The organism is Pseudoxanthomonas fibrivorans (assembly GCF_041464125.1).
In the GTDB taxonomy this organism is placed as follows: domain Bacteria; phylum Pseudomonadota; class Gammaproteobacteria; order Xanthomonadales; family Xanthomonadaceae; genus Pseudoxanthomonas.
Genome location: NZ_JBGNUG010000002.1, coordinates 178,164 through 203,531 on the forward strand (window position 1 = coordinate 178,164; position 25,368 = coordinate 203,531).

22 protein-coding genes are annotated in these 25,368 nt (G+C 71.9%); 9 read left to right on the forward strand and 13 right to left on the reverse strand.

Annotated elements, in window-relative coordinates; genetic code table 11:
* Nucleotides 1-36: 36 nt before the first annotated feature.
* Nucleotides 37-1,344, reverse strand: a complete 1,308-nt coding sequence (locus ACA089_RS14280) for an MFS transporter (protein ID WP_372018054.1) — start codon at nt 1,342-1,344, stop codon at nt 37-39.
* Between the two features lie 382 nt (nt 1,345-1,726).
* Between ACA089_RS14280 and ACA089_RS14285 the strand changes: the two genes are divergently transcribed.
* The 4 genes from ACA089_RS14285 to ACA089_RS14300 all read left to right on the forward strand — a co-directional run bounded on the left by ACA089_RS14285 (nt 1,727) and on the right by ACA089_RS14300 (nt 8,171).
* On the forward strand, nt 1,727-4,681 hold the full coding sequence (locus ACA089_RS14285) for a TonB-dependent receptor (protein WP_372018056.1): 2,955 nt from the start codon (nt 1,727-1,729) through the stop codon (nt 4,679-4,681).
* A gap of 124 nt (nt 4,682-4,805) precedes the next feature.
* Nucleotides 4,806-6,290 carry an MFS transporter gene (locus tag ACA089_RS14290; protein WP_372018058.1) on the forward strand — a complete coding sequence of 495 codons (1,485 nt, stop codon included), beginning with the start codon at nt 4,806-4,808 and terminating at the stop codon, nt 6,288-6,290.
* Between the two features lie 17 nt (nt 6,291-6,307).
* Nucleotides 6,308-7,342, forward strand: a complete 1,035-nt coding sequence (locus tag ACA089_RS14295) for a glycoside hydrolase family 43 protein (RefSeq protein WP_372018060.1) — start codon at nt 6,308-6,310, stop codon at nt 7,340-7,342.
* Complete coding sequence (locus ACA089_RS14300; RefSeq protein ID WP_372018061.1) at nt 7,332-8,171, forward strand: aldose 1-epimerase; 840 nt, start codon at nt 7,332-7,334, stop codon at nt 8,169-8,171. The genes ACA089_RS14295 and ACA089_RS14300 overlap by 11 nt, the downstream gene beginning before the upstream one ends.
* A 9-nt stretch (nt 8,172-8,180) precedes the next feature.
* Here the strand turns inward: ACA089_RS14300 and ACA089_RS14305 are convergent, their stop codons facing one another.
* From ACA089_RS14305 to nirK, 5 genes are all read right to left on the reverse strand, one after another.
* Nucleotides 8,181-8,420, reverse strand: a complete 240-nt coding sequence (locus ACA089_RS14305; RefSeq protein WP_372018063.1) for a hypothetical protein — start codon at nt 8,418-8,420, stop codon at nt 8,181-8,183.
* Between the two features lie 109 nt (nt 8,421-8,529).
* Nucleotides 8,530-8,985: an azurin gene (azu, locus tag ACA089_RS14310; protein WP_372018065.1), complete on the reverse strand. Its 456-nt coding sequence runs from the start codon at nt 8,983-8,985 to the stop codon at nt 8,530-8,532.
* 44 nt (nt 8,986-9,029) lie between these two features.
* Nucleotides 9,030-9,626: an SCO family protein gene (locus ACA089_RS14315; protein ID WP_372018067.1), complete on the reverse strand. Its 597-nt coding sequence runs from the start codon at nt 9,624-9,626 to the stop codon at nt 9,030-9,032.
* Nucleotides 9,623-10,408: a formylglycine-generating enzyme family protein gene (locus ACA089_RS14320; RefSeq protein ID WP_372018069.1), complete on the reverse strand. Its 786-nt coding sequence runs from the start codon at nt 10,406-10,408 to the stop codon at nt 9,623-9,625. The genes ACA089_RS14315 and ACA089_RS14320 overlap by 4 nt, the downstream gene beginning before the upstream one ends.
* Before the next feature lie 15 nt (nt 10,409-10,423).
* Nucleotides 10,424-11,488, reverse strand: a complete 1,065-nt coding sequence (gene nirK, locus ACA089_RS14325; protein WP_372018071.1) for a copper-containing nitrite reductase — start codon at nt 11,486-11,488, stop codon at nt 10,424-10,426.
* A 232-nt stretch (nt 11,489-11,720) separates the two neighbouring features.
* Between nirK and ACA089_RS14330 the strand changes: the two genes are divergently transcribed.
* Complete coding sequence (locus ACA089_RS14330) at nt 11,721-13,793, forward strand: TonB-dependent copper receptor (RefSeq protein ID WP_372018073.1); 2,073 nt, start codon at nt 11,721-11,723, stop codon at nt 13,791-13,793.
* Nucleotides 13,794-14,173: 380 nt separating this feature from the next.
* Here the strand turns inward: ACA089_RS14330 and ACA089_RS14335 are convergent, their stop codons facing one another.
* A complete protein-coding gene (locus ACA089_RS14335) occupies nt 14,174-14,692 on the reverse strand; it encodes a DUF411 domain-containing protein (RefSeq protein WP_372018075.1) in 519 nt (172 codons plus the stop codon).
* Between the two features lie 171 nt (nt 14,693-14,863).
* On the opposite strand from ACA089_RS14335, the gene ACA089_RS14340 reads away from it, so the two are divergent.
* The 3 genes from ACA089_RS14340 (at nt 14,864) to ACA089_RS14350 (ending at nt 18,392) form a co-directional block, all read left to right on the forward strand.
* The gene (locus ACA089_RS14340; protein ID WP_372018077.1) at nt 14,864-16,339 is read left to right on the forward strand and encodes a UbiD family decarboxylase; all 1,476 of its coding nucleotides are present in this window, start codon (nt 14,864-14,866) and stop codon (nt 16,337-16,339) included.
* Between the two features lie 135 nt (nt 16,340-16,474).
* Nucleotides 16,475-17,473: a ubiquinone anaerobic biosynthesis protein UbiU gene (ubiU, locus tag ACA089_RS14345; protein WP_372018078.1), complete on the forward strand. Its 999-nt coding sequence runs from the start codon at nt 16,475-16,477 to the stop codon at nt 17,471-17,473.
* 10 nt (nt 17,474-17,483) lie between these two features.
* Nucleotides 17,484-18,392 (forward strand): U32 family peptidase, encoded by a 909-nt coding sequence (locus tag ACA089_RS14350; protein WP_372018080.1) that lies wholly within the window; start codon nt 17,484-17,486, stop codon nt 18,390-18,392.
* Between the two features lie 33 nt (nt 18,393-18,425).
* On the opposite strand, the gene ACA089_RS14355 is transcribed toward ACA089_RS14350, so the two are convergent.
* The 6 genes from ACA089_RS14355 to ACA089_RS14380 form a co-directional block, all read right to left on the reverse strand.
* Nucleotides 18,426-19,913, reverse strand: a complete 1,488-nt coding sequence (locus tag ACA089_RS14355) for an L-aspartate oxidase (RefSeq protein ID WP_372018082.1) — start codon at nt 19,911-19,913, stop codon at nt 18,426-18,428.
* The gene (nadA, locus tag ACA089_RS14360; protein ID WP_372018084.1) at nt 19,910-20,953 is read right to left on the reverse strand and encodes a quinolinate synthase NadA; all 1,044 of its coding nucleotides are present in this window, start codon (nt 20,951-20,953) and stop codon (nt 19,910-19,912) included. The genes ACA089_RS14355 and nadA overlap by 4 nt, the downstream gene beginning before the upstream one ends.
* Entirely contained in the window at nt 20,950-21,837 is an 888-nt protein-coding gene (ubiT, locus tag ACA089_RS14365) for a ubiquinone anaerobic biosynthesis accessory factor UbiT (RefSeq protein ID WP_372018086.1), read from the reverse strand. The genes nadA and ubiT overlap by 4 nt, the downstream gene beginning before the upstream one ends.
* A gap of 107 nt (nt 21,838-21,944) precedes the next feature.
* Nucleotides 21,945-22,370, reverse strand: a complete 426-nt coding sequence (locus ACA089_RS14370; protein ID WP_372018088.1) for a putative zinc-binding protein — start codon at nt 22,368-22,370, stop codon at nt 21,945-21,947.
* Nucleotides 22,367-23,632 (reverse strand): hypothetical protein, encoded by a 1,266-nt coding sequence (locus tag ACA089_RS14375; protein ID WP_372018089.1) that lies wholly within the window; start codon nt 23,630-23,632, stop codon nt 22,367-22,369. Before ACA089_RS14375 ends, ACA089_RS14370 begins: the two co-directional genes overlap by 4 nt.
* Before the next feature lie 13 nt (nt 23,633-23,645).
* Nucleotides 23,646-23,894, reverse strand: a complete 249-nt coding sequence (locus ACA089_RS14380) for a DUF2249 domain-containing protein (protein WP_372018091.1) — start codon at nt 23,892-23,894, stop codon at nt 23,646-23,648.
* A gap of 175 nt (nt 23,895-24,069) precedes the next feature.
* Here ACA089_RS14380 and ACA089_RS14385 point away from each other — a divergent pair, with 175 nt between their 5' ends.
* On the forward strand, nt 24,070-25,305 hold the full coding sequence (locus ACA089_RS14385) for an alginate export family protein (RefSeq protein WP_372018093.1): 1,236 nt from the start codon (nt 24,070-24,072) through the stop codon (nt 25,303-25,305).
* The last annotated feature ends 63 nt before the right edge of the window (nt 25,306-25,368 follow it).

A 25,368-nucleotide genomic window follows, 5' to 3' on the forward strand; every position in this document is an offset into this window, starting at 1 on the left:
GCAACCGGGGTTTCGCGTGCCCGCGGGCACGCGGCGTCAAGCGGCCGGTCGTGGCGGCGCAGCGGCATCCAGGCGGGCCGGCTCCAGGCGCGGCGCCAGCAGGTGCACGCACAGCAGTGCGAACAGGTAGGCCGATCCGGCGATCATGAAGATCGTGGCGTAGCTGCCGGTGGACTGCAGCTGGGCGCCGGTGAAGTACGACATGGCCATGCCGCCGACCGCGCCGGCGAAGCCGCCGATGCCCACCACCGAGGCCACGGTCTGCCGCGGAAACATGTCCGACGGCAGGGTCAGCACGTTGGCCGACCATCCCTGGTGGCCCGCCATCGCCAGGCCGATCAGCGCCACCGCCAGCCACAGGTTGTCGACCTGGGTGACGAACACCACCGGCGCCACGCACAGGGCGCAGACCAGCATGGCGCTCTTGCGCGCGCGGTTGGGGCCCCAGCCCAGGCGCATGAACCGCCCGGCCAGCCAGCCGCCGGCGATCGAGCCGACGTCGGCCATCAGGTACACCACGATCATCGGCAGGCCGATGCGCGCCAGCGACAGCTCGTACTCGGACGCCAGGAACTTGCCGAGCCAGAACAGGAACAGCCACCACACCGGATCGGTGATGAACTTGGCCGCCACGAACGACCAGGCCTGGCGGTGGCGCAGCAGCTGCGCCCACGGCACCTTGACCGATGGTTCCGGGGGATCGCTGCGGATATGCGCCAGCTCCGCCGCCGACAGCTTCGGGTGCTGCTCGGGCGTGCGGTAGAACACCAGCCAGGTCACCAGCCAGGCGGCGCTGAGCACGCCGGTGCACAGGAACGCGGCCTGCCAGCCCCAGGCCGCGGCCACGACCGGCACCATCAGCGGGGCCACGATCGCGCCGATGTTGGAGCCGGCGTTGAAGATGCCGACCGCGAACGCGCGCTCGCGCCGCGGGAACCACTCGGCCACCGTCTTGATCGCGGCCGGGAAGTTGCCGGCCTCGCCCAGGCCCAGCGCGAAGCGGGCGACGATGAAGCCGAGCACGCTTGCCGCCAGCGCATGGCCCATCGCCGCCAGCGACCACACGCTGATCGCCAGCGCATAGCCGATGCGGGTGCCGAACCGGTCGATCAGGGCGCCGGCGCAGAGCAGGCCGATCGCATAGGCGGCCTGGAAGGCCATGACGATGTAGCCGTACTGGATTTCGTTCCAGCCGATCTCGTCCTGCAGGAACGGCGCGAGCACGCCGAGCACCTGGCGGTCGATGTAGTTGATGGTGGTGGCCGCCAGCAGCATGGCGCAGACGCGCCAGCGGTAGCGACCGGGATTCGACGACGGCGCCGCGGCCACGTCGTGCGCGCTCATGCCACAACCCCGGCCAGCCGGCGGTTTCGCAGTGGATGCATGCAATGCCCCTCCCAGGGCACGGCCAGGCAGGCCGATTTTCTGATAGCGCTATCATAATCACACCGCGCGCCGATGCGGCCGCATGCGTCGCCGCCTCATACGAATTGATGAATTCGTCGGGAAAAACGTGGTGCGACGCATCATCAGACCCGCGCCGGCGGACCCTTCCGACAGTCATGCTGCTATGCAGCGTGCGCCCCCGGAAATGGTAGCGCTACCATCTGCCGTCGTCCGCAGGACCCGATTTAGGACTCGATCCGGCCGGGCCCGTCCAAAGGGACGATCCAGGCTTCCTTCAATTCCGGAGGGGCCACATCACCAGAAACGGGAGGGGAGTACGGTGCAGATGCATCTCGCTAAGACCACGCTGTCGCGCGCGCTGAGCGCGGCCATCTTCGGCATGGCCGCTTCGGCCGCCATGGCCCAGGAACAACCGGCGCCGCCGGCGCAGGACCCGGCGCCCGCCGAACAGGTCACCGACCTGGACAGCGTGGTGGTGAAGGGCTTCCGCCAGAGCCTGCAGTATTCGACCGAAGCCAAGCGCGACTCGACCGGCTTCACCGATTCGATCTTCGCCGAGGACATCGGCAAGTTCCCCGACACCAACATCGCCGAATCGCTGGCGCGCGTGCCGGGCATCCAGCTCAACCGCGACGTGAACGGCGAAGGCCTCAACATCGCCATCCGCGGCCTGCCCAACAGCTTCACCAAGACCACCATCAACGGTGCGTCGGTGGCCACCGCCTCGATCGGCCTGGACGCCACCAACCAGAACCGCGAAGTCGACCTGAACCTGTTCCCGACCGAGTTCTTCAACCAGGTCACCGTGTACAAGTCGCCGACCGCCAGCCTGGTCGAGGGCGGCGCGTCCGGCGTGGTCGACATGCGCAACTCGCGTCCGTTCGACATCGCCCGCAACCAGATCACCTACTCGCTGCAGGGCGACCACAACACCAATTCCGGCGGCGTGAGCCCGCGCGGCTCGGTGATCGGCAACTGGACCAACGAGGAAGGCACCTTCGGTGCGCTCGTGGGCCTGACCTCCTCGCGCGGCAAGATCGGCGTGGAAGGCTACGAGACCATCGGCTGGACCAATCCCAACCTCACCAACGCCCAGTGCGGCAACGGCGGCGCGGCCGGTGGCTTCCCGGCGCTGGGCCAGCCCTGCAACGTGACCGGCGGCAACGGCTGGCGCATCCCGGACGTCGTCCCGAACAACGCCGCGACCATCGGCGCCGGCCTGACCCCGGGCCAGGCCATCGACGCGAACTGGCTGCTGGCCAACAACCCGGGCCTGACCACCGCGCAGATCGGCGAAGCGCTGATCCCGCGCCTGGGCCGCCCGGTGCACATGTCCGGCGACCGCGACCGTGACGGCTTCCTGGGTTCGTTCGAGTACCGGCCCAGCGACAGCATGCACTTCTGGGTCGACATGATGTACACCAAGGCGCACCGCACCAACAGCCGCGTCGACATGAACCTGGTCGGCCGCAACGGCGGCATGATCCCGCTCGACATGCAGCTGGACGAGAACAACGTCGTCACCAGCGCCACCTTCACCAACGCGCAGTTCTTCCTCGAGCACCGCGAGTACATCGAGGACGTGCAGTACTGGCAGGTGACCCCGGGCGCGCGGTTCTGGTTCGGCGACGACCAGGACATCAGGCTCGACGTGCAGGCCAACACCAGCCGCAGCTGGATGTTCCGCGAATCGCCCACGATCCTGGTCAACTCGCCGTTCACCACGCTGGACTACACCAACGGCGGCGACATCCCGTCGTGGAGCAGCGGCCTGGACCTCAACGACCCGAACCTGGGCTGGACCTGGGCGGGCGGCCGCCTGAACGTGCAGAACGAGAAGCGCGTGACCGAGACCAGCGGCGTGCGCGCGGACCTGCAGTTCGGCGAAGACAGCCGGAACGTCAAGGTCGGCGTCGCCTGGGACCGCAACGAGCGCCGCATCCAGGGCTTCGACAACAGCGGCGCCTGGGAAGACCTGGTCTGCCGCGGCCTGAACCCGGACGGCAGCGTGCCCAACCCCCGCCCGGCCTGCGCCGGCGGCCCGCTGGCCCTGGTCTCCAACGCGGAACTGGCCGGCTACCTGCGCCCGGGTCCGTTCGGCTTCATCGTGGTCGACGCCGACCGCTTCAAGAACGACACCAACTACGCGTTCTACCGCGACAACGCCCCGGAGTCCGGCGGCCCGAACACCGGCGGCTCGACCGGCGGCTTCGACGAGGACACCATCGCGGCCTACATGGAAGTGAACGGCGAATCGGAAATCTGGAACCGCAACCTGCGCTTCAACTTCGGCGTGCGCTACGCCCAGACCGACCAGAACGTGTCGGGCCCGGTGACCATCGGCGGCGTGCGCCAGTGGCAGTCGCTGGACGGCGACTACAGCGAGTGGCTGCCGTCGTTCAGCGCCGCGTGGGACGTGGCCGACGACGTGGTCCTGCGCATGTCCGGTTCGCGGACCATGACCCGCCCGAACCCGAGCTCGATGCTGCCGGCCACCACCTTCACCGACCAGTCGGCGCAGGTGGCCAACCAGGGCAACCCCGACCTGACGCCGTACATCTCCAACAACTTCGACCTCGGTGGCGAGTGGTACACCGGCGACGAAGGCTTCGTCGGCCTGACCCTGTTCAACAAGCGCATCGAGGGTTACACCTTCCAGGGCGTGACCACCCGTCCGTTCACCGACCTGGGCATCCCGTTCGAGGACCTGACCGACACCCAGCAGCTGGCGATCAACAACCGCGGCGGCCCGAACGTGGCCACCGTCAACGTGAACCAGCAGGTCAACGCGGACGCCGAGCTCGAGATCCGCGGCTGGGAAGCGATCTGGGTGCAGCCGCTGAGTTTCGTGCTCGACGGCCTGGGCTTCATGGCCAACTACACCGAGATCGACATCAAGACCCTGGGCAAGGACGCCAAGGCGCTGTCGGGCAACGTCTACGGCGTGGCGCCGTCGATGTGGAACGCCACGGCGTACTGGGAAAACGACGTCGCCTCCGCGCGCCTGTCGTACACCTGGTCCGAGGGCGCCACCGGCACCGGCCCGAACCAGCAGGGCATCCCGTTCGCGCAGATCTACGGCGAGGACCGGGGCCAGCTGGACTTCTCCTCGTCCTATACGCTGGACTGGGTCGCCGGCAAGCCGCAGCTGACGTTCAACATCCTCAACATCACCGGCGAGGAGCGTCGTTCCTACTTCGCCTTCCCGAACGCGGTCAACGACTACTACGATCCGGGCACCACGTACACCATCGGCATCCGTGGCACGTTCTGAGCCAGCGGCCGCATGATGCGGCGGTAACCAGCGGCCCGTTCCGGCGTCATGCCGGGGCGGGCCGCTTCCATGCGGGGCGCCGGTCCGCCGGCGGCCCATCCAGTCCACGACACCCCGGGAAACCATGAGCAGCCATCCGGAAATCCTCAGCGTCAGGGAAAAGGTGGGGTACAGCCTCGGCGACCTGGCGGCCAACCTGATCTTCCAGACGCTGGTCACCTTCCTGGCGTTCTTCTACACCGACGTGTTCGGCATCCCCGCCGGCACCGCGGCCACGATCATCTTCGTGGTCGGCCTGCTCGGCGCCTTCGTGTTCACCCCCTTCATCGCGCTGCTGGCCGACCGGACCAGCACCCGCTGGGGCAAGTTCCGGCCATGGATCCTGTGGACGGCCGTCCCGTTCGGCGTCCTGTCGCTGCTGGCCTTCAGCACCCCGGACCTGGGCCCGCAGGGCAAGGTCTTCTACGCGGCCACCACCTATACGCTGCTGGTGCTGGTCTACGCCGCCAACAACCTGCCGTACGCGGCGCTGAGCGGCGTGCTCACCGGCAGCATGGCCCAGCGCAACAGCCTGTCGGCCTACCGCTTCGTGGCGGTGATGATCGCCCAGCTGGTCGTGCAGTCGCTGCTGCTGCCGCTGGTGCTGATCCTCGGCGGCGGCGACAAGGTGCAGGGCTTCCACAACGCGATGCTGCTGTTCGCGGTGGTCGGCACCGTGTTCCTGCTGATCACCTTCTTCACCACGCGCGAGCGGATCGTCCCGGCGCCGGAGCAGAAGTCCAGCGTGGTCCAGGACCTGTCCGACCTGGTGCGCAACCGGCCGTGGGTGGTGATGCTGCTGCTGACGGTGCTGGTGTTCACCACCCTGGCGCTGAAGGGCGGCATGTACGTCTACTACTTCCAGTACTACCTGGACGAGGCGGCGCTGGCCCGGTTCCTGCAGGGCATCGGCTTCAACGGCTTCATCGCCGGGCTGAACTCGGTGCTCACCGGCATCGGCCTGACCTCCTTCCAGTGGCCGGAGGACGCACCCACCTCGGCGTTCAGCCTGTTCAACGCCGGCGGCATCATCTTCATGATCGTCGGCATCGGCTTCTCCAAGAAGCTGGCCGACCGCTTCGGCAAGCGCGACGTGTTCGGCGCGGCGCTGTTCGTGTCCACGCTGTTCATGCTCGGCTTCTTCGTCTACCCGCCGGACGCGATCGGCGTGGTGTTCCTCTCCCAGATCCTGCACGGCTTCTTCTACGGCATCACCATCCCGCTGCTGTGGGCGATGATCGCCGACGTCGCCGACTACTCGGAGTGGCGCAACAACCGCCGCGCCACCGCGATCATCTTCTCGGCGATGCTGTGCGGCCTCAAGCTCGGCCTGAGCATCGGCGGCGCGCTGGTCGCCGCGATCCTGGCCCACTACGCCTACCAGGCCGGCGCGGACGCGCAGCCGCAGCAGGCGGTGGACGGCATCCGGATGGCGGTGAGCATCTACGCCTCGCTGCCGTTCCTGGCCTGCGTGGCGCTGCTGTTCTTCTACGAGATCAACAAATCCATGGAATCGCGCATCGAGCGCGAGCTTGGCGAGCGCCGCGCCCGCGGCGGCGCCGGGCTGTGACTTACGGAGACGAGACGATGGCGCAGACCTCCCCCCAGATCCCGGCAGCGCTGAGCGACGACCTGCGGCAGCTCGCCGCGCAGGCGATCTCCGCGCCGGTCGTCACCCACATCTACACCGCCGACCCCTCGGCGCACGTGTTCGACGGCAAGCTGTACATCTACTGCTCGCACGACATCGAGGGCGGGGTGGCGTTCAACGACGACGGCGCGCACTTCTGCATGGAGGACTACCACGTCCTGTCGATGGACTCGCCCGGTGGCCAGGCCACCGACTGCGGCCTGGCGCTGCACGTGAGCGAGGTGCCGTGGGCCGAGCGGCAGATGTGGGCGCCGGACGCGGCGGTGAAGGACGGGCGCTACTACCTGTACTTCCCGGCCAAGGCCGCCGACGGCCTGTTCCGCATCGGCGTGGCGATCGGCGACCACCCGGCCGGCCCGTTCAAGCCGGAGCCGGAGCCGATCGCCGGCACCTACTCGATCGACCCGGCGGTGTTCGCCGACACCGACGGCGAGCACTACCTGCTGTTCGGCGGCATCTGGGGCGGCCAGCTGCAGAAGTACCGCGACAATGTCCATGACGCCGCGCACGAGGAACCAGCCGGCGCGGTGCCGGCCCTGGGGCCGCGCATCGGCCGCCTGCGCGCGGACATGAAGGAGCTGGCCGAACCGACCCGCGAGATCGTCATCCTCGACGAGCACGGCCAGCCGCTGCGCGCCGACGACCACGAACGCCGCTATTTCGAGGGCCCGTGGCTGCACCGGTACGACGGCCGCTACTACCTGTCGTACTCGACCGGCAACACGCACCTGCTGTGCTACGCCACCGGCGACAACCCGTACGGCCCGTTCACCTACCAGGGCCAGGTGCTGCGACCGGTGGTCGGCTGGACCACGCACCACTCGATCTGCGAGTTCGAGGGCCGCTGGTACCTGTTCTACCACGACTCCCTGCTGTCGGGCGGCGTGACCCACCTGCGCTCGGTCAAGGTCGCAGAACTGCACCACGACGCGCAGGGCCGGATCGTGCCGATCGACCCGTATGGCGTCTGAGCCGCTGGCGGAAGCGCAAGCCGGCGACCCGCACGCGCCCCTGGAGCCCGGACCGCTGCTGCGGATCGGCGAAGGCGACCTGCAGGTGGACATCGCCGCGCAGGCCGGCGGGCGCATCGCGCAGGTCCGCTACCAGGGCATCGAACAGCTCGTGGGCCCCGGCGACGGGTTCCCCGGCGCGATCGCGTGGGGCAGCTACCCGATGCTGCCTTGGGCCGGGCGCATCCGCGACGGCCGCTTCGAGTTCGATGGACAGGCCTGGCAGCTGCCGCAGAACCTCGGCGGCCATGCGATCCACGGCGTGTCGATGTGGCTGCCGTGGACCGTGGACGCGCACGATGCGCACGCCATCGAGCTGTCGCTGCGGCTGCCGCGCGACCGGCGCTGGCCATTCGGCGGCCATGCGCGGCAGCGGATCGAGGCCGGCCCGCGCGCGCTCTCGATGACGCTGTCCGTGCACGCGGACGGCGAGGCCATGCCGGTCGCGTTCGGCTGGCATCCGTGGTTCCGCAAACCCGACCGGATCGAGTTCGAACCTTCGGCCATCTACCCGCGGGATGGCGAAGGCATCGCCACCCTGCCGACCGTGGCGCCTACGCCCGGCCCATGGGACGACTGTTTCGTCAACACCCGCGAGGTCGTCGTGCACCGGGGTTCCCAGCGGCTGACGCTGTCCTCGGACTGCGACCACTGGGTCGTGTACGACGAGACCGCGCATTCGACCTGCATCGAGCCGCAGAGCGGCCCCGCCGACGCGTTCAACCTCGATCCGCGCGTGCTGGCCCCGGGCCAGGCGGCACGGGCCTGGTTCCGGATCGAGTGGGACTGAGCGCGGCGCTCAGCCGCTGCAGCCGCCGCAGCAGACCGACGGCACGATGCTGATGTCGGACGCGGCGACCGGATGCCCGCTGTCCGACAGGATCCGGGCGACCTCGTCCGGCGCGGCGCAGGTGGAAACGCGCAGGTGGCCGGTCGCCGGAGCCAGGTCGACGACGCCGGCCGGATCGCAGTCCAGCAGCTGGCGCTCGATCCGTTCCACGTCGACCTGCCGCGCCGGAAGGCGGATGTCGAGTTCCATGGGTGTTCCTCTCTGGACATGCGGGCGGTGCCGTGCGGCCCCGCCGGGAAAAGGATCCGTGCCGCCACCGACCGGGAAGCGGCACGGGGTAACCACCGGGGAGGGTGGGTTACTTCGTGACGACCAGCTTGCCCTTCATCATGGTCGAGTGGCCGGGGAAGCTGCAGTAGAAGCTGTAGTCGCCGCCGGCGGTCAGCGCCTTGCCGGGGAAGGTGATCTTGGTCTTCTCGCCGCCACCGATGATCTTGGTGTGGGCGACCACGCGCGCGTCGCCGGCGGGGACGTAGTCCTTGGCGGCGCCGGCCTTGATCGCGTCGCGGGCCACGCCGGCCATGTCGGCGGTCTTGGAGATGACCACGTTGTGGCCCATCGCGGCGGCCGGCAGCTTGCCGGTGTGCGCCAGCTCGACGGTGATGGTGGCGCAGCCGGCCGAGACGGTGACTTCCTTCTGGTCGAACTTCATCGCATCGTCGCCCTTGAGCGAGATGGTGCAGTTGCCGGCAGCCTGGGCCATGCCGGCGGCGCCGAGCAGGGCGACGGCGACGAGGGTGCGGGTGAGTTTCATGGGGTGCTCCTTGGGTGTTGCGTCGGGTGGATGGTTCGGGAAGTTCAGTCCGCCGCCGCCATCGCGGCGCGGACCTGGGCGACGAAGGCCGGGTCGGGCGCCGCGGCGACGACCTCCGACCGGGCCAGCACGCGGCCCTGCGGATCGAGCAAGACCAGCACGCTGGTGTGGTTGATGCTGCCGTCCTCGCGGAAGCGGTAGCGGACATCGAGCACGCTGGCCAGCGCACGGACATCGTCCGCCGCCGGTCGCAGGTAGCGCCAGCCGTCCGGCGTGCGGTGGCGGGTGGCCACCTCGGCCAGGGCCGCGGGCGTGTCGCGCGCGGGGTCCAGGGTGATCATAGCCACGCCCAGCCCGTCGCGTTGCGGCGCCGGCAGCTGCTTCTGCACCGCCTTGGCGTTCTCGAGGATGAGCGGGCACATCAGGTGGCAGTTGGCGTAGAACATCGATACCAGCTGCGGGCGGCCCTGGAGATCGCTCCAGGCGAGCGTGCGCTCCTGCTGGTCGGTGAGGCCGGCCCGCAGGTGGTAGAGCGATTCGCCCGGCAGCGCCGGCGTCGCGGGCGCATCGGCGGCGTGCGCCGCAGCGCTGCCCAGCGCGAGCGCCAGGCCGAGCAGCAGGGGACGGATGGCGGTATTCATGGCTGGCTCCTTGCGCAGCGGAATCCGAGGTTGCCCAGGGTCGCCCCGGGTTGGAGGGCGGACAGCAGGACGAAGCGCTTGACCACCCCGTAGTCGCCCGGGTCGTTGAAGGCCAGCGCGGTGGCGCCGCAGAAGCGCAGGCGCTCGCCGTCGTCCTGGCCGCGGCGGTCGCCTTCCCCGAGCAGGGAGGCGAAGTCCGCGCTCCATTCCCAGTGCGCGCCATGCAGGCCATGGACGCCGTAGGCGTTGGCCGGTGCGCCGGGCGCGGCATCGATCGCCTGGCGGGTGCCGTCGTTGACCTGGCGCATGCGCCAGTGCGGATCGGAACGGGCATCGCGGCGGGTGGCGTCGGCCGCCGCGGCGTACTCCCATTCCAGGAAAGTGGGCAGGCGCGCCTGCTGATCGCGGCAGTAGGCGTCGGCGGCGTACCAGTTCACGTGCGCGACCGGTGCGTCGGGATCGACGCCGGGACCCGGCGCGTCCGGGGCCGCCCAGTGACCGAGGTAGCCGGGGCTGGCGAACACCGCCGGCACGCGATCGCGCCGCCATTGCGGCTGGCGTGCCAGGAACGCGGCGAACTGCGCGTTGCTCACTGGCCGCGCCATCAGTGCATACGGGGCCACCGGCATCGTGCCGGCGGCCTCCTCGAACCGGACCGAGGAACGGAACGCCCCGCCGGGGATCGCCTGCCAGGCGGAGCCGCCGGGTTCGACCCCGTCGCCGGCGGCGGCCAGGGCCGGCGCCAGCGCGAGGAGGAGGATCAGGGGACGTATCCGTTCCATCCGGGCATCACTCGGTCACTTGCTGCCCTGCGGCTTGCCTTCGGGGTACTCGATGTCGTGCTGCTGGCCCGTGTAGATCTCCGGGTTCTTCTCGCCATCGACCTTGAGCAGGCCCAGCGCGCCCTTGTGGAAGGCGCGGAAGATGCTGTGGTCGACCAGCACGAAGTTGCCCGGGACGTCGGCCTTGAACTCGACGACGGCCGAGCCGCCGGCCGGGATCAGCGTGGTCTGCACGTTCTCCTGGTACTTGCTGCCGCCCTCGAAGTAGACCTTGTCGAAGATCTCGCCGATCACGTGGAAGCTCGACACCAGGTTGGGGCCGCCGTTGCCGACGAACATGCGGATCTTCTCGCCGGCATGCGCGGTCAGGGCGTTGTCGCCGGTCAGCGCGCCGACCGAGCCGTTGAACACCACGTAGTCGGCGTGCTCGGCGATGCCCTTCTCCAGGCTGAAGGGCTGCAGGCCCTTCTCGCCATGCGCGCCCTCGGTGTAGAAGTCGCCCTGCATGACGTAGAACTCCTTGTCCACCGGCTCCAGGCCCTCCTCCGGCTCGACCAGGATCAGGCCGTACATGCCGTTGGCCACGTGCATCGCGACCGGCGCCATCGCGCAGTGGTAGACGTACAGGCCCGGGTTGAGCGCCTTGAAGGTGAACTGCGTCTCCTTGCCCGGCAGGGTGAACGTGGCTTCCGCGCCGCCGCCCTGGCCGGTGACGGCGTGCAGGTCGATGTTGTGCGACATGTGCGAGCTGTGGTGGTTCTTCAGCTTGAACTCGACCGTGTCGCCTTCGCGCACGCGGATGAAGCTGCCGGGGACCGTGCCGCCGAATGTCCAGAAGTTGTAGGTGACGCCGTCGGCCAGCGGCATTTCCTTCTCGACCATCTCCAGGTCCACCACGACCTTGGCCGGGGTCTTGCGCGTGATCGGGGCCGGCACTTCCGGCGGGGAGGTCAGGACGGCCTGGATGACCGGCAGCGCGGCGTCGGCGGCGGGCTTGGCGGCGAACGCCTGGCCGGCGAACACCGACGAGATCGCGACGGCCAGGGCACCGGCGATGAGGCGGGAGTGACGGGATTTCATGGCTCTCTCTCTGTGTGTCGTTGGTTGACGGTGCAAGGTTGCGACCGGCCCGCCCCGGCCACCTTGATCTGCATCAATCCGGTGGGGTACGTCGGCGCTTTCGGTGCACCGCTTGACCCATGTCAAGCGCGGTGCGCACGGCGGAAAACGTTTGACCCGGATCAAGGCAGGGCGTCCCGCCCGGCCGGAACAATGGAGGCGTCGAAACGAGAGAAGACAGAGAGAACGCGCCATGAAGAGAACTATGCTGTCCCGCGCCCTGGCCGCCGCCGTCCTCGGCGCCGCCATCTCGGCGCCGGCCCTTGCCGAACCCGAGCACGTGCACGGCGCCGCCGGGTCGGTGGCGGTCACCAACCTGGACGGCGTGGTGGTGCTGGGGGTCGCCCCGATCGCCGCCTCCACCTTCGTCACCGATCCGAAGCTGCCACGCCAGCCGGTCCCGGCCAGCGACGGCGCCGACTACCTCAAGACCATCCCCGGCTTCTCCACCCTGCGCAGCGGCGGCACCAACGGCGACCCGGTGCTGCGCGGCATGTTCGGCTCGCGCATCGCGCTGCTGACCAACGACGGCGCGCTCAGCGGCGCCTGCCCCTCGCGCATGGACAATGCGATGTCCTACATCGCGCCGGAGACCTACGACCGGCTGACGGTGATCAAGGGCCCGCAGACGGTGCTGTGGGGTGGCGGCGCCTCGGCCGGCACGGTGCGGTTCGAGCGCGAGATCCCGTACTTCGACCGGCCCGGCGTGCAGGCGCAGGGCAGCCTGCTCGGTGGCAGCCGCAACCGGAACGACCAGGTGGCCGACATCAGCGCCGGCACCCCGGCCGGTTACGCGCGCGTCTCGGCCAACCGCTCCGAGGCCGACGACTACGAGGACGGCGACGGCGACGAGGTGCCCTCGGCGTGGCGCAAGTGGAACGTCGACGGCGCGCTGGGCTGGACCCCGGACGCGGACACGGTACTCGAGCTGTCCGCCGGCACCGGTGACGCGCAGGCGCGCTACGCCGGGCGCGGCATGGACGGCGCGCGCTTCCGCCGCGACGGCCTGGGCCTGCGCTTCGAGAAGAAGCACATTGGCGGCGTGCTCGACGCGGTGGCGGCGAACGTCTACCGCAACGAGGTCGACCACGTGATGGACAACTACACGCTGCGCGACCCCGACCCGGCCGGCAGCATGCCGATGCCGATGGCCAGCAACGTGGGCGACACCACCCAGGGCGGCCGCGTCGCCCTGACCTGGCAGCACGACCGCTGGGAAGTGACCGCCGGGGTCGACGGCCGCCAGAGCGAGCACCGCAAGCGCAGCGCGATGGGTCGCGGCGCCTACCAGGCGCAGCCGTGGACCGAGGACGCGCGCTTCCGGACGCTGGGCGTGTTCGCCGAATCGCACTGGCACATCGACGAGGTGCACCACCTCATGTCCGGCCTGCGCATCGACCGAGCCCAGGTCGACGACCTGCGCGCCACCACCGGCAGCGGGATGATGGCAATGCCCAACCCGACCGCCGGCCAGCGCCGCAGCGAGACCCTGCCCGGCGGCTTCGTCCGCTACGAGCACGACATGAGCGGACCGCTGGGCTGGTACGCCGGCCTCGGCCATGCCGAGCGGATGCCCGACTACTGGGAGCTGTTCTCGCCCACGCGCGGCCCGTCCGGCGCGGCGAACGCGTTCGCCGGCGTCCGGCCCGAGCGCACCACCCAGCTCGACGCCGGCCTTGAGTTCCGCCGCGGCACGCTGGAAGCGTGGGCCTCGGCCTATGCCGGGCGCATCGACGACTACATCCTGTTCGACTACTTGAGCGGCGGGATGATGGGCTCGACCACGCGCGCGCGGAACGTCGACGCCGACATCGCCGGCGCCGAGGCCGGGGTGGACTGGAAGCCGCGGGACGGGCTCAAGCTGTCCGGCGCGCTGGCCTACGCCTGGGGCGAGACCGCCGAGGGCCCGCTGCCGCAGATGCCGCCGCTGGAGGCGAGGCTGTCGGCCAGCGGCGAGCGCGAGGCCTGGTCGTGGGGCGCGCTGCTGCGGATCGCCGCGTCGCAGGACCGGGTCAGCACCGACCAGGGCAACGTCGTGGGCCGCGACCTCGGCCCGAGCCCGGGCTTCGCGGTGTTCTCGCTCAACGGCGGCTACCGCTTCAGCGGGCACGTGCAGCTGACCGCCGGCATCGACAACCTGTTCGACCGCGCCTACAGCGAACACCTCAACCTGGCCGGCAACAGCGCCTTCGGCTATCCGGCCGATCCGCAGCGGATCAACGAGCCCGGCCGCACGGCCTGGGTGAAGGTCAACGTCAAGTACTGACCGGGTGCCGCGGCGTCCCCGGGGGCGCCGCCTGCGGCAGCGGCGGGGCAAACCGCGGCTGCCCGGCCGTCGCGCCGGGCCGTGTGTCCGCGTCGGACCGGGATGATGCCCTGTGGCGGCACGCAGAGCGGGCATGGCGCGCCTGCTGGCGCGCACACCCGTGGCCTACCGGCGATGAACGTGTCCGCGCCGAGCGCGATGGCGCAGCGCGTCGGCGTGGCCCTGAATTCGCCACGGGCCGGAGTCGACGCGCGCCGGACGGTCGGACCAGGGCGCCACCACGCTCGACACGGCGCGCGGACGCGGGGGAATCCAGCAGCGGTGCAGCACGGCGCGGTTCTTCCGCGTGAGGCGGGGTTCCCTGGCGCCTGCCGGCGGGTCTAGTTGCCGTGCGTGGACCAGGGGCGGGTGGAGCCGTCATGTTCGACCTGCTCGACCACGTGGGGCTGCACGTGGCCGTCCGGTGTTTCCATGCCGGGCGAGCCGAGCGGCATGCCGGGCAGCACCAGGCCGCGCGCGTCCGGACGTTCGGCGAGCAGGCGCCGGATGTCGCCCGCCGGTACGTGGCCTTCGATCACGTAGCCGTCCACCGTGGCGGTATGGCACGAACCCTTGCCGAACGGCACCCCGAGCTGCCTGCGGACCGGCTCCAGGGCGTCGGTTTCGTGCACGCGCACGGTGAAGCCGGCCTGGCGCATATGCTCGACCCAGGCGCCGCAGCAGCCGCAGGCCGGCGACTTGAACACCTCCACCGCCGGGAGGCCGGATGCCGCCGAGGTGGCCGGTGCCGTGGCCTGCATCGCGGGTGTGGCCGCCGGCAACGCCGCCGGCGTGCATGCGGGCAGGGCGGTAGCGGCGATGGCCAGTGCCAGCGCCGCCGTGGAAGTCCGGGGAAGCATGTCGCGCCTCCGTTGGTGGGATGGCGGCATTCTGGGCAGCCGCTGCCGGGCCGGCGTTGATCCCGGTCAAGCCGGCCTCCCGCCGCGTGCATGCTCCCGCTTGACCTGCGTCATCGCCGCGGCGACGGGCGGCCACTAGCGTGCAGGACTGTCCCGCGACCGCCGACCGCCATGCACGACCTGCGCGCCTTCCTCCAGCACCTGTCCCGACACCAGCAGCTGATGGAAATCGACGCACCGGTCGATCCGGAGCTGGAAAGCACCATCCTGAGCCTGCGCGCGCTGCGCGAGGGCGGACCGGCGCTGCTGATGCACAACGCCACCGGCTCGGTGCATCCGCTGCTGGGCAACCTGTTCGGCCACCGCCGGCGGATCGAGCTGGCCCTCGGCGACCGCCCGCTCACGTCGCTGCGCGAACTGGGTGAGCTGCTGGCCTCGCTGAAGGAACCGCGCTGGCCGGCCTCGCTGCGCGACGCGCTCGACAGCTGGCCGGAACTGGCCCAGCTGGCCAATGTCGCGCCGAAGCAGGTCGACGATGCCGCCTTCAACGAACAGGTCGTCGAGGGCGACGGTGTCGACCTGTCCACGCTGCCGATCCAGCGCTGCTGGCCGGAAGACGCCGGCCGGCTGATCACCTTCGGCCTGGTCGTGACCCGCGGGGTGCACCAGCCGCGGCAGAACGTGGCGATCTACCGCCAGCAGCTGATCGGCCGCAACCGGGTGATCATGCGCTGGCTGCCGCACCGCGGCGGCGCGCAGGACTACGCGTCCTGGCAGCACGCCTGGCCCGACAGGCCCTTCCCGGTGCTGGTGGCGATCGGCGCCGACCCGGCCACGCTGCTGGCGGCGGTGGCGCCGGTGCCCGACACGCTGTCGGAATACGAATTCGCCGGCCTGCTGCGCGGCTCGCGCAGCCGCGTGTGGCGCAGCGAACTGACCGGCCTGGACGCGCCGGCCGGCGCGGAAATCCTGCTGGAGGGCTTCATCCACCCGGGCGACACCGCGCTGGAAGGCCCGTTCGGCGACCACACCGGCTACTACAACGCGCAGGGCACGTTCCCGGTGCTGACCGTGGAGCGCATGCGCATGCGCCACGGCGCGATCTACCACGGCAGCTACATGGGCCGTTCGCCGCACGACGAGCCGTCGGTGCTGTCGATGGCGCTCAACGACATCTTCGTGCCGATCCTGCGCAAGGTGTTCCCGGAGATCGTCGACTTCTACCTGCCGCCGGAAGCGTGTTCGTACCGCATCGCCGTGGTCAGCATCCGCAAGCAGTATCCCGGCCACGCGCGGCGCACGATGATGGCCGTCTGGTCCTACCTGCGCCAGTTCACCTACACCAAGTTCGTGATCGTCACCGACGAGGACGTGGACGTGCGCGACTGGGGCCAGGTGATCTGGGCGATCTCCACCCGGGTGGATCCGGCGCGCGACAGCATGCTGGTGGAGAACACGCCGATCGACTACCTCGACTTCGCCACGCCGGTGTCCGGCCTCGGCTCCAAGCTCGGCCTCGATGCGACCCGCAAGTGGCCCGGCGAATCGGCGCGCGAGTGGGGCAGGCCGATCGCGCCGGATCCGGCGGTCGAGAAGCGCATGGACGCGTTGTGGTCGTCGCTGCTGCGCACGCCGGAGCCGGAATGAACCCGGTTCCTCGCGCGATCCGCACCGCGGTGCCTTGCATGGATCGACGGGCCGCACCGCGGCGACCTGACATGGATCAATGAGCCGCATGGCGCCGGCCCCTAGCATGGCGCTCCCTTCGACGAGGACACGTCCATGCAACTGGTCTGCCCTGCCGGCAACCTGCCGGCGCTGCGCGCCGCGGTCGACGCCGGCGCCGATGCGGTCTATGCGGGCTTCCGCGACCAGACCAACGCGCGCGCGTTCCCAGGGTTGAACTTCGACGGTCGCGAACTGCGCCAGGGCATCGCCTACGCGCACGCGATGGACCGCCAGGTCTACCTGGCGCTCAACACCTATCCCGACAGCGTGCGCCTGCCGCACTGGCAGGCCGCGGTCGACCACGCCGCCGAGCTGGGCGTGGATGCGATCATCGCCGCGGAGATGGCGGTGCTCGACTACGCGTGCCGGACCCACCCGCAGCTGGCCCGGCACCTGTCGGTGCAGGGTTCGGCGACCACCGCGCCGGCGCTGAGGTACGCCTACGAACGCTTCGGCATCGCCCGCGCGGTGCTGCCGCGGGTGCTGTCGGTGCAGCAGGTCGAACGCCTGTGCGAGGCCTCGCCGGTGCCGCTGGAGGTATTCGCCTTCGGCAGCCTGTGCATCATGGTCGAGGGCCGCTGCCAGCTGTCGAGCTATGTCACCGGGCAGTCGCCGAACCGGCACGGCGTGTGCTCGCCGGCCAGCTTCGTGCGCTGGGACGAGCACGACGACCACAGCCGCAGCGTGCGCCTGAACGGCATGCTGATCGACCGCTTCGCCGACGGCGAGCCGGCCGGCTACCCGACCGTGTGCAAGGGCCGCTACGCCGTCGGCGGCGAGGTCTTCCACGCGCTCGAGGAACCGACCAGCCTCAACACGCTGGAGCTGCTGCCGCGCCTGGCGCAGGCCGGCGTGGCCGCGCTCAAGATCGAGGGCCGCCAGCGCGGCGTGGCCTACGTGCGCGCGGTGGCGTCGACCTGGCGCCGGGCGATCGACCGCTACCGCGACGACCCGCAGCGCTGGACCACCGAGGCGGAGTGGCAGCGCGCGCTGTCCGCGCACGCCGAAGGCCAGCAGACCACGCTGGGTCCCTACCACCGCGCCTGGCATTGAGGAGCCGCGCATGCATGCCGCCATGAAACTGAGCATGGGCCCGCTGCAGTACTTCTGGCCGCGGGCCACGACGCTGGCCTTCTACCATGCGGTCGCCGACTGGCCGGTCGACATCGTCTACCTGGGCGAGACGGTGTGCAGCAAGCGCCGGGAGCTCAACTTCCGCGACTGGCTGGCGCTGGCGGAGGCGCTGTCCGCGGCGGGCAAGCAGGTCGTGCTCTCGACCCTGGCGCTGGTGGAGGCCGAGTCCGAGCTCGGCGTGGTCCGGCGCCAGGTCGAGCATGGCGCGTTCATGGTCGAGGCCAACGACCTGTCCGCCGTGCAGCTGTGCCGCGAGCGCGGGGTGCCCTTCGTCGGCGGCCAGAGCCTGAACGTCTACAACCACCGCGCGCTGGCGATGCTGGTCGAGGACGGCCTGCGGCGCTGGGTGCCGGGTGCCGAACTGGGCCAGGTGCTGCTGCAGGAAATGCGCGCCGCGCTCGAGGCCGGGGGCGGCTGCATGCCGGAGATGGAGATGCTGGCGTGGGGTCGCCTGCCGCTGGCGTACTCGGCGCGCTGCTTCACCGCGCGCGCGCTGGACCTGCCCAAGGACCAGTGCGGCTTCCGCTGCATCGAACATCCCGACGGGCTGCCGCTGGCCACCCGCGAGGGCGAGCCGTTCCTCACCATCAACGGGATCCAGGTCCAGGGCACCGAAGTGGTCGACATGGCGCCCGAGCGCGACGCGCTGGCGGCCTGCGGGATCGGCGTGCTGCGCATCTCGCCGCAGGCCGAAGGCACCGCCGAGGTGGTCGCCCGGTTCCGGGCCATGCTCGACGCGCCGGAGCCGCCGGCCCGGGTCGCGGCCTTGAACGGTTACTGGCACGGCCAGCCGGGCAGGGCCGCGCTGGCCGCGGCGCCGGCGCCGGCGAACGCCTGAGCGCCGCCCGCCGGAAGCGCCGGCGCTACCGGTCTACGCCGCGCGCGGCCGCGGGCCGGCCGCCTCACGGCCTGGGGCGTCGTCGCGCCAGTGCGCGCCGAGGCTGGCCTCGCGTGCGAGCGCGGCTTCGACCAGGCGGGTGGCCAGGCGCCCCTGCCAGCCGTATGCACCGGCCTCCTCGTCCAGGCGCACGCGCGCCGCGCGCAGCCCGCCGGCATCGCGCACCGGACCGAACGCCGTCCACAGCAGGGTGCCCAGCCGGGCCAGCGCCTGCGCGCCGGCCGGCTCGCCGTGCCCGGCCCAGGCGTAGGCGCCACGGCCAGCGCGGCCCAGCGCGCACACGGCCATCCGCCGGCCGAGGCGGTGGCCGTAGACCAGGCCTTCCAGCAGCGAATTGCTGGCCAGGCGGTTGGCGCCGTGCACGCCATTGCAGGCTACTTCGCCGACCGCATGCAGGCCGCGCACGCCGGTGCAGCCGTCGCGGTCGGTCGCCAGCCCGCCCATGTGGAAGTGCGCCGCCGGCGTCACCGGGATCGGCTGCACGGCGGGGTCGATGCCGTGCGCGCGGCAGGCCCCGTGCACGGTCGGGAAGCGCAGCGGCCACGCATCGCCGAGGTGGGTGGCGTCCAGCCACGCGCGGCCGCCCTGCCGGATGACCTGCCATACCCGGCGTGCGACCAGGTCGCGCGGGGCGAGGTCGCCGAGCGGATGCAGGCCGGCCATCAGCGGCCGGCCGTCGTCGTCGAGCAGGCGCGCGCCGGCGCCGCGCAGGGCTTCGGTCACCAGCGGCAGCGCCGCGCCACCGGGCGCGGCCGGAACCGCCAGCGCGGTGGGATGGAACTGCATGAATTCCAGGTCGCGGCCACCGGCGCCGGCCGCCAGCCCGAGGGCCAGGCCGCTGCCGTCGGCGCCGGCCGGGTTGGTGCTCGCCGCGAACAGCGCGCCGATGCCGCCGGTCGCAAGGACCACGTTGGCCGCTTCCACCAGGCTGGCCTCGCCGCGTGCATCGCGCACGCGCACGCCGGCGACGCCGCAGCCGCGCAGCAGCAGGGCATCGACCGAGGCACCGCCGCGGACCTCGACATGCCCGGCCTGGCGCACGGCACGCGCCAGCGCGTCGACCAGCCGGGCGCCGCTGGCGTCGCCGCCGGCATGCACGATCCGGTCGGCGCGGTGGCCGCCCTCGCGGCCCAGGCGCAGGCGGCCGCCATCGAGGTCGAAGTCCAGGCCCATCGCCTGCAGCCGGGCGATCGCGCGCGGCGCCTGCGTGGCCAGGTAGCGCACCGCGGCCGCGTCGTTGTGGCCGCTGCCGGCGGTCATCGTGTCGCGGGCATGCGCGGAGGCCGAATCGCCCGCGCCGACCGCCGCGGCGATCCCGCCCTGCGCCAGCGCGCTGGCGCTGCCGGCGCCATCGGCGCCGCGCGCGAGCAGCAGCACCGGGCGTGGCGCGGCGGCCAGCGCCACCGACAGCCCGGCCACGCCGCTTCCGACCACGACCAGCGGCGTGCGCCCGCCGCTCACGCGCGATCGTGGCGGCCCACCGCCAGCATCCGCTCCAGGGCCGTGCGCGCGCGCGCGGCGATGTCCGCGGGGACCACCACTTCGTGGCGCAGCGCCTGCAGGCAGGCGTGGATGTTCGGCAGGGTGATGCGCTGCATGTGCGGGCACAGGTTGCAGGGCTTGATGAACTCCACCCGCGGGAAGCGCGCGCGCAGGTTGTCGGCCATCGAGCATTCGGTGATCAGCGCCACGCGCGCCGGCTTCTCCCGCTCCAGCCACGCGCCCATCGCCGTGGTCGAGCCGACGAAGTCGGCCTCCTCCTGCACCTCCGGCGGGCACTCGGGATGGGCGACCAGGCGCGCGTCGAAGCGCTCGCGCGCATGCCGCGCCTGTTGCGCGGTGAACTGCTCGTGCACCTCGCAGCGTCCGTCCCACAGCACCAGCCCGATGCCGGTGTGGCGGGCCACGTGGTGGCCGAGGAACCGGTCGGGCAGGAAGATCACGGTGCCGGAGCCGAATTCGGCGGCCATCGCCTCCACCACCTGGACCGCGTTGGCCGAGGTGCAGCACGCGTCGGACTCGGCCTTCACCTCGGCGCTGGTGTTGACGTAGCTGACCACCGGCACGCCGGGGTGGCGCGCACGCAGCGCGCGCACGTCGGCGGCGGTGATCGAGGCGGCCAGCGAGCAGCCCGCCTCCAGGTCGGGAATCAGCACGGTCTTGTGCGGGGCCAGGATCTTCGCGCTCTCGGCCATGAAGTGGACCCCGGCGAGCACGATCAGGTCGGCCTCGCAGTCGGCCGCCGCGCGGGCCAGCGCCAGCGAGTCGCCGGTCACGTCGGCCACGCCGTGGAAGATCTCCGGCGACTGGTAGCTGTGGGCCATGATCACCGCGCCGCGCTCGCGCTTGAGCGTGCGGATCGCGTCGATCCACGGCAGGTGCAGCGGCCATTCCAGGCACGGCAGCAGCGGCTCGAGCGTGGCGCCGAGCCCGGCGTAGCGCGTTTCCAGCTCCGGGTCCCAGCGGGGGCGCCTGGCCGGCCCGTGCGCGGTCGGGCTCACGGATGGATGCCCGCATGCGCGTCGCGCGCCGCGCGCAGCAGCGCGCCGCCACGATGCAGCACGATCCGCAGTCCCAGCGGCAGGTCTTCCCAGGGCAGCCGGTCGAGCAGGTTGCGCACGGTCAGGCCCAGCTCGACGTCGCCGGTGAGTCGCAGGCGCCGCTGGAAGAACAGGGTGTCGGCGTCCTCCTGGCGGCTGGCCAGGCCGAGCAGGTCGGTGGCGCTGCCGTGCACGGTCGCCTCGGCCTCCGCCGCGCATGCGCGCAGCCGTTGCCCGTCCCAGGCGAACACCCAGGCCAGGCCGAGGTCCTGCACGTCGATGCCCAGCCGGCGTCCGCGCACCAGCTCGAGCGTGCCCGGGTCGAGCCGCCGCACCGCGCGGGCCAGCGCGCGTTCGGCCAGCGGTGCATGCGCGGCGCGCGGCAGCCGGCGCAGCAGCGGCTTCCAGCGCCGGGGCGGTGGCAGCAGGTGCAGCAGGCGGCGCGTGGCGGCGGGCGGAATGGCGGAAGCGGGAAGCACGGGCATGGCGATCGGGAATGGAGGGCCGGCGTCGACGGCCTGGGCCTGCTGCCGGCAGGCATCGGACATCAGCACGTGCATCAGCGCATCGGCGGTGTCGGCGGGCACTGCCACGCGCGCGGCCACCCGCCGCGCGCGTGACAGCACCCCCGCTTCGCGCTCGCCGTCGCGGACCGGCAGCCCTCCCAGGCGCTTGCTCAGCCGGACCGTGCCCACCAGCCGACGCCGCACTCCGGCCAGCGCCACGACCGCATCGTCGACGCGGTCGATCGCGTGGCGCGCGCCGGCGAGCGTGCCGGCGGCGAGGTGGCGTGCCGCGCCATCCGGAGAGAAGGAAGAGGGCGGCTGGCGTCCGGGCGGGGACATGCAGGTCGGAGGCAGGTGGCGGGCACGGCGATGCTAGCCACCGCCCGCCGCGCCGCTCCTGATCCAGATCAAGCCGGCGGCGATCGGTGGCCCGCGCGGCGCAGGCATCAGTCCGCGGCCGCGCTGTCCGGCGCTGCGGCGGACGGTGCCGCCGCGTCCGCGGTGCCGGTCGCGAGGGCCTCGATGGCCGGCTGCACGACGTCCCGGTAGATCGCCCGCGCCTGGTCCTCGTCGAATCCGGCATGCCTGCGCTTGCGCACGCCGTGGTCGGACAGGGTCACGTGCACGTCCGCCGCGACGCCGGCGCGCCCGAGGCAGGCGCGCACGCACTGCAGCACGCAGCCGTCCAGGGCCAGGATCGGCCGGCCGGACTGCGCGGTGCGCACCAGCCCGGTCACGCCGCCGCCGACCCCGGCGATGCAGGACATCTCCGCGGTCCCGGCGCGATCGAGCCACAGCGCCAGCTGGTTGGCCATCTGCGCGGCGCTGGAACATCCCGAACAGCTGTAGACCAGCGGTGGCCTGCGCCTCATGGTGGGGTTTCCCGCGCGTGTGCGTGTTCGAGGGCGAAGCGGTGCGCGCGCCACAGGCAGCGCAGCAGGCAGGCGGTGCTGGCGGCATAGGCCAGCGTCATCGCCAGGCCGGCCACGCGCACCAGCGGCGGCCACGCGAGCGCCGCCAGCAGCAGGCCCGCGGTCGCCAGGTGAGCACGCAGCAGCGCGTGCTTTTCCGCGTCGGTGACGAGCCGGCCCACCGCCGGGATGCGCACGCCGCGCGGGCACCGGCCGCGCAGCGCGATCCAGGTGATGAAGGCCACGATCTCCAGCAGCATGGCATTGACCAGCAGCGGCAGGCCGATGCCGAGCGCGAGGATCCCGGCGAGCATCGCGCCCGGCCCACCGCCCGCGGCCGCGACCGCGGCGATGCCGGCGCCGGCCAGGGCGATGCTGCCGGCGCGCCAGGCACGCACCAGCGACGGGTTGCGACGGTGCGGCGCATGCCCGTGCAGCCACAGCAGCGTCCCGGCGAATGCCAGCGCAGGCAGCGCCAGCGCCAGCGCCGGGACCAGCGCCGGCGCACCGCACAGCCGGGCGACCGCGGCGAGGGCGGGCAGCGCCAGGGCGCCCGCCAGCCAGGCGGCCAGCGCGCGCGGCGGCACGGCGGCCGTGCCCTGGAACATCGGCACGGTCACGCTGCCGACGCTGGCGAGCAGGCCCAGCATCCAGCCGCCGAGGCCGAGCGTGGCATGCGCATCGACGAGGCGATCCAGCGGCAGTGGAGCGTGCCCGCCCAGCACCGCCGCCGCGAGCATGCCCAGCGCGACCGTCGCCAGCAGCGACCCGATCGCCAGGCCGATGCCGCCGCGCAGCAGCCGTTGCGCGCCCGCGCGCAGCAGCGCGGGCAGCGGCGGCACCCCCACGCACAGCAGCGCGACGGCGAGCAGCAGGGACGCCGGCCACAGCAGCGCGGGATCGCGATGCAGCGCGACCACGAACAGCACCAGCCCCAGGTTGAGCGCGCCGTGCGCCAGCGGCGCCAGGCGCGCGGCGGGGACCGCGGTGGCGGCGGCCACCGGCAGGAACTGCAGCAGGCTGCCGAGCATCGCGTTGCCGAGCACGCCCAGCGTGAACACATGCACCAGCGCGACCGCGGCCGGCGACCAGCGCCCGCCCGCGAACGCGTCGGGCCAGGCGGCCAGCATCGCCCCGGCGACCACGCCCCACAGCGGCGCGCTCAGCAGGAAGCGCAGCGGCCGCGGCGCGGGCGGCGCGCGGGTGAGGGCCAGTCCGGTCATCGCATCGCGGCGGTCACGGCGGATCGGCCGGCAGCACCGCCGCATCCTCCAGCCAGCACACCGCGATGCGCGCGCCGCCGTCGCGCAGGTCGTCCATGCGCCAGGCGTAGCCCTGCCGTTCCAGCAGCGGCAGCAACGGGCCGGGACGGTGCGGGGTGAAGGCATGCAGGCAGCCGCCCGGGGGCAGCCCGTCCAGTGCGTCGAGGATCCGCTGCATCGGCTCGGGCGGCGGCAGGTGGCGCAGGTCGAGCAGGGCGTGCATCGCGCGTCGCTCCGGACGGGTTCGATGCGGCCAGCTTTGCATCCGCGGCCTGCATCCGCATTGACCTGCATCAGGCGCACGCGCCTGCAGCGCGATGGGCGCCGCTTGACCGTGGTCATGGAGGCGCGCGCCGCGCGCCTCTAGGGTCCACACCCAACCCCACAGAGAAGCGCCGATGCCTCGCCCTGCCGTCCGTTCGATCCTGCCTTTCCTCGTCGTCCTCCCGCTCGCCGCCGGGCATGCGCTCGCCGCCGGCACCGGCACGCCGATCCTCGACCTGCGCTACCGCCACGAATCCGTCGACCAGGCCGGGTTCGCGCGGAATGCCCACGCCGACACGCTGCGCGTGCGCGCCGGCTATGCGACCTCCGCCTGGCACGGCTGGTCGGTGCTGGCCGAGGCCGACGGCGTGCTCGGCCTGGGCGACGGCCGCTACAACGACACCCGCAACGGCCAGCGCCAGTACCCGGTCATCGCCGACCGGCCGGGCGCCGAGATCAACCAGGCGCTGCTGCGCCGTGCCCTCGGGAAGCACTCGGCCACCTTCGGCCGGCAACGGATCAACCTGGGCAACCAGCGCTTCGTCGGTGGCGTGGGCTGGCGCCAGAACGAGCAGACCTACGATGGCGCGCGCCTGCAGCTGGCGCCGCTCGACGCGCTGGCCATCGACTACAGCTACGTCGACGGCATCAACACCGTGTTCGGGCCCGACGACAGCGCGGCCTCCAGCCGCGCCAACCCCTCGGACATCGAAGGCCACAGCCACCTGCTGCAGGTCGGCTGGAAGCTCGCGCCGGCGCTGGCTGCCAGCGCCTACCACCACGAGCTCAAGCTCGACGGGATCGCGGTCGGCGCGACCGCCCCGTACGGCACCCTGGACAGCCGCACCACCGGCCTGCGGCTGGAAGGTGCGCAGGGCGCATGGAGCTATGCCGCCGAATACGCGCGCCAGCGCGACCTGGACAGCAACCCGTGGACGCTGGACAGCCGCTACCGCCTGGCCGAACTGGGCTGGAAGGTGCGCGGCGTGGCGCTGAAGGCCGGCGTCGAGTCGCTCGGCGGCGGCGACGGCCCAGGCAACCGGGCCTTCCAGACGCCGCTGGCGACCAAGCACCTGTTCCAGGGCTGGGCCGACGTGTTCCTGACCACGCCGGCGCAGGGGATCGACGACGCCTACCTCGGCGCGACCGTGCCGCTCGCCGGGGGCAGCCTGCAGGCCTGGTACCACGAGTTCTCGCCCGAGCGCGGCGGCGGCCGCTACGGCGACGAGGTCGACCTGTCCTACGCGCACCCGGTGCCCGGACTGAAGGGCGTGGCGGGGCTGGTGAAGCTGGCCCGCTACCGCAGCGACGACCCGTCCCGCACGGTCGACACCGACAAGCTCTGGCTGCAGCTGCAGTACACCTACTGAGGGGCGGGGACCGGGGATGGCCCGCCCGCCCCGTCCCCGCGGCGGCCGTCCCGGCCCCGGCCA

Coding starts and splice junctions, on each gene's coding strand:
- ACA089_RS14295 (WP_372018060.1), top strand. CDS start 6,308: ATGGCGCAGACCTCCCCCCAGATCCCGGCAGCGCTGAGCGACGACCTG.
- ubiU (WP_372018078.1), top strand. CDS start 16,475: ATGCAACTGGTCTGCCCTGCCGGCAACCTGCCGGCGCTGCGCGCCGCG.
- ACA089_RS14385 (WP_372018093.1), top strand. CDS start 24,070: ATGCCTCGCCCTGCCGTCCGTTCGATCCTGCCTTTCCTCGTCGTCCTC.
- ACA089_RS14335 (WP_372018075.1), bottom strand. CDS start 14,692: ATGCTTCCCCGGACTTCCACGGCGGCGCTGGCACTGGCCATCGCCGCT.
- ACA089_RS14305 (WP_372018063.1), bottom strand. CDS start 8,420: ATGGAACTCGACATCCGCCTTCCGGCGCGGCAGGTCGACGTGGAACGG.
- ubiT (WP_372018086.1), bottom strand. CDS start 21,837: ATGTCCCCGCCCGGACGCCAGCCGCCCTCTTCCTTCTCTCCGGATGGC.
- ACA089_RS14370 (WP_372018088.1), bottom strand. CDS start 22,370: ATGAGGCGCAGGCCACCGCTGGTCTACAGCTGTTCGGGATGTTCCAGC.
- ACA089_RS14315 (WP_372018067.1), bottom strand. CDS start 9,626: ATGAATACCGCCATCCGTCCCCTGCTGCTCGGCCTGGCGCTCGCGCTG.
- ACA089_RS14290 (WP_372018058.1), top strand. CDS start 4,806: ATGAGCAGCCATCCGGAAATCCTCAGCGTCAGGGAAAAGGTGGGGTAC.
- ACA089_RS14320 (WP_372018069.1), bottom strand. CDS start 10,408: ATGGAACGGATACGTCCCCTGATCCTCCTCCTCGCGCTGGCGCCGGCC.
- nirK (WP_372018071.1), bottom strand. CDS start 11,488: ATGAAATCCCGTCACTCCCGCCTCATCGCCGGTGCCCTGGCCGTCGCG.
- ACA089_RS14375 (WP_372018089.1), bottom strand. CDS start 23,632: ATGACCGGACTGGCCCTCACCCGCGCGCCGCCCGCGCCGCGGCCGCTG.
- ACA089_RS14380 (WP_372018091.1), bottom strand. CDS start 23,894: ATGCACGCCCTGCTCGACCTGCGCCACCTGCCGCCGCCCGAGCCGATG.
- ACA089_RS14350 (WP_372018080.1), top strand. CDS start 17,484: ATGCATGCCGCCATGAAACTGAGCATGGGCCCGCTGCAGTACTTCTGG.
- azu (WP_372018065.1), bottom strand. CDS start 8,985: ATGAAACTCACCCGCACCCTCGTCGCCGTCGCCCTGCTCGGCGCCGCC.
- ACA089_RS14330 (WP_372018073.1), top strand. CDS start 11,721: ATGAAGAGAACTATGCTGTCCCGCGCCCTGGCCGCCGCCGTCCTCGGC.
- ACA089_RS14340 (WP_372018077.1), top strand. CDS start 14,864: ATGCACGACCTGCGCGCCTTCCTCCAGCACCTGTCCCGACACCAGCAG.
- ACA089_RS14300 (WP_372018061.1), top strand. CDS start 7,332: ATGGCGTCTGAGCCGCTGGCGGAAGCGCAAGCCGGCGACCCGCACGCG.
- ACA089_RS14280 (WP_372018054.1), bottom strand. CDS start 1,344: ATGAGCGCGCACGACGTGGCCGCGGCGCCGTCGTCGAATCCCGGTCGC.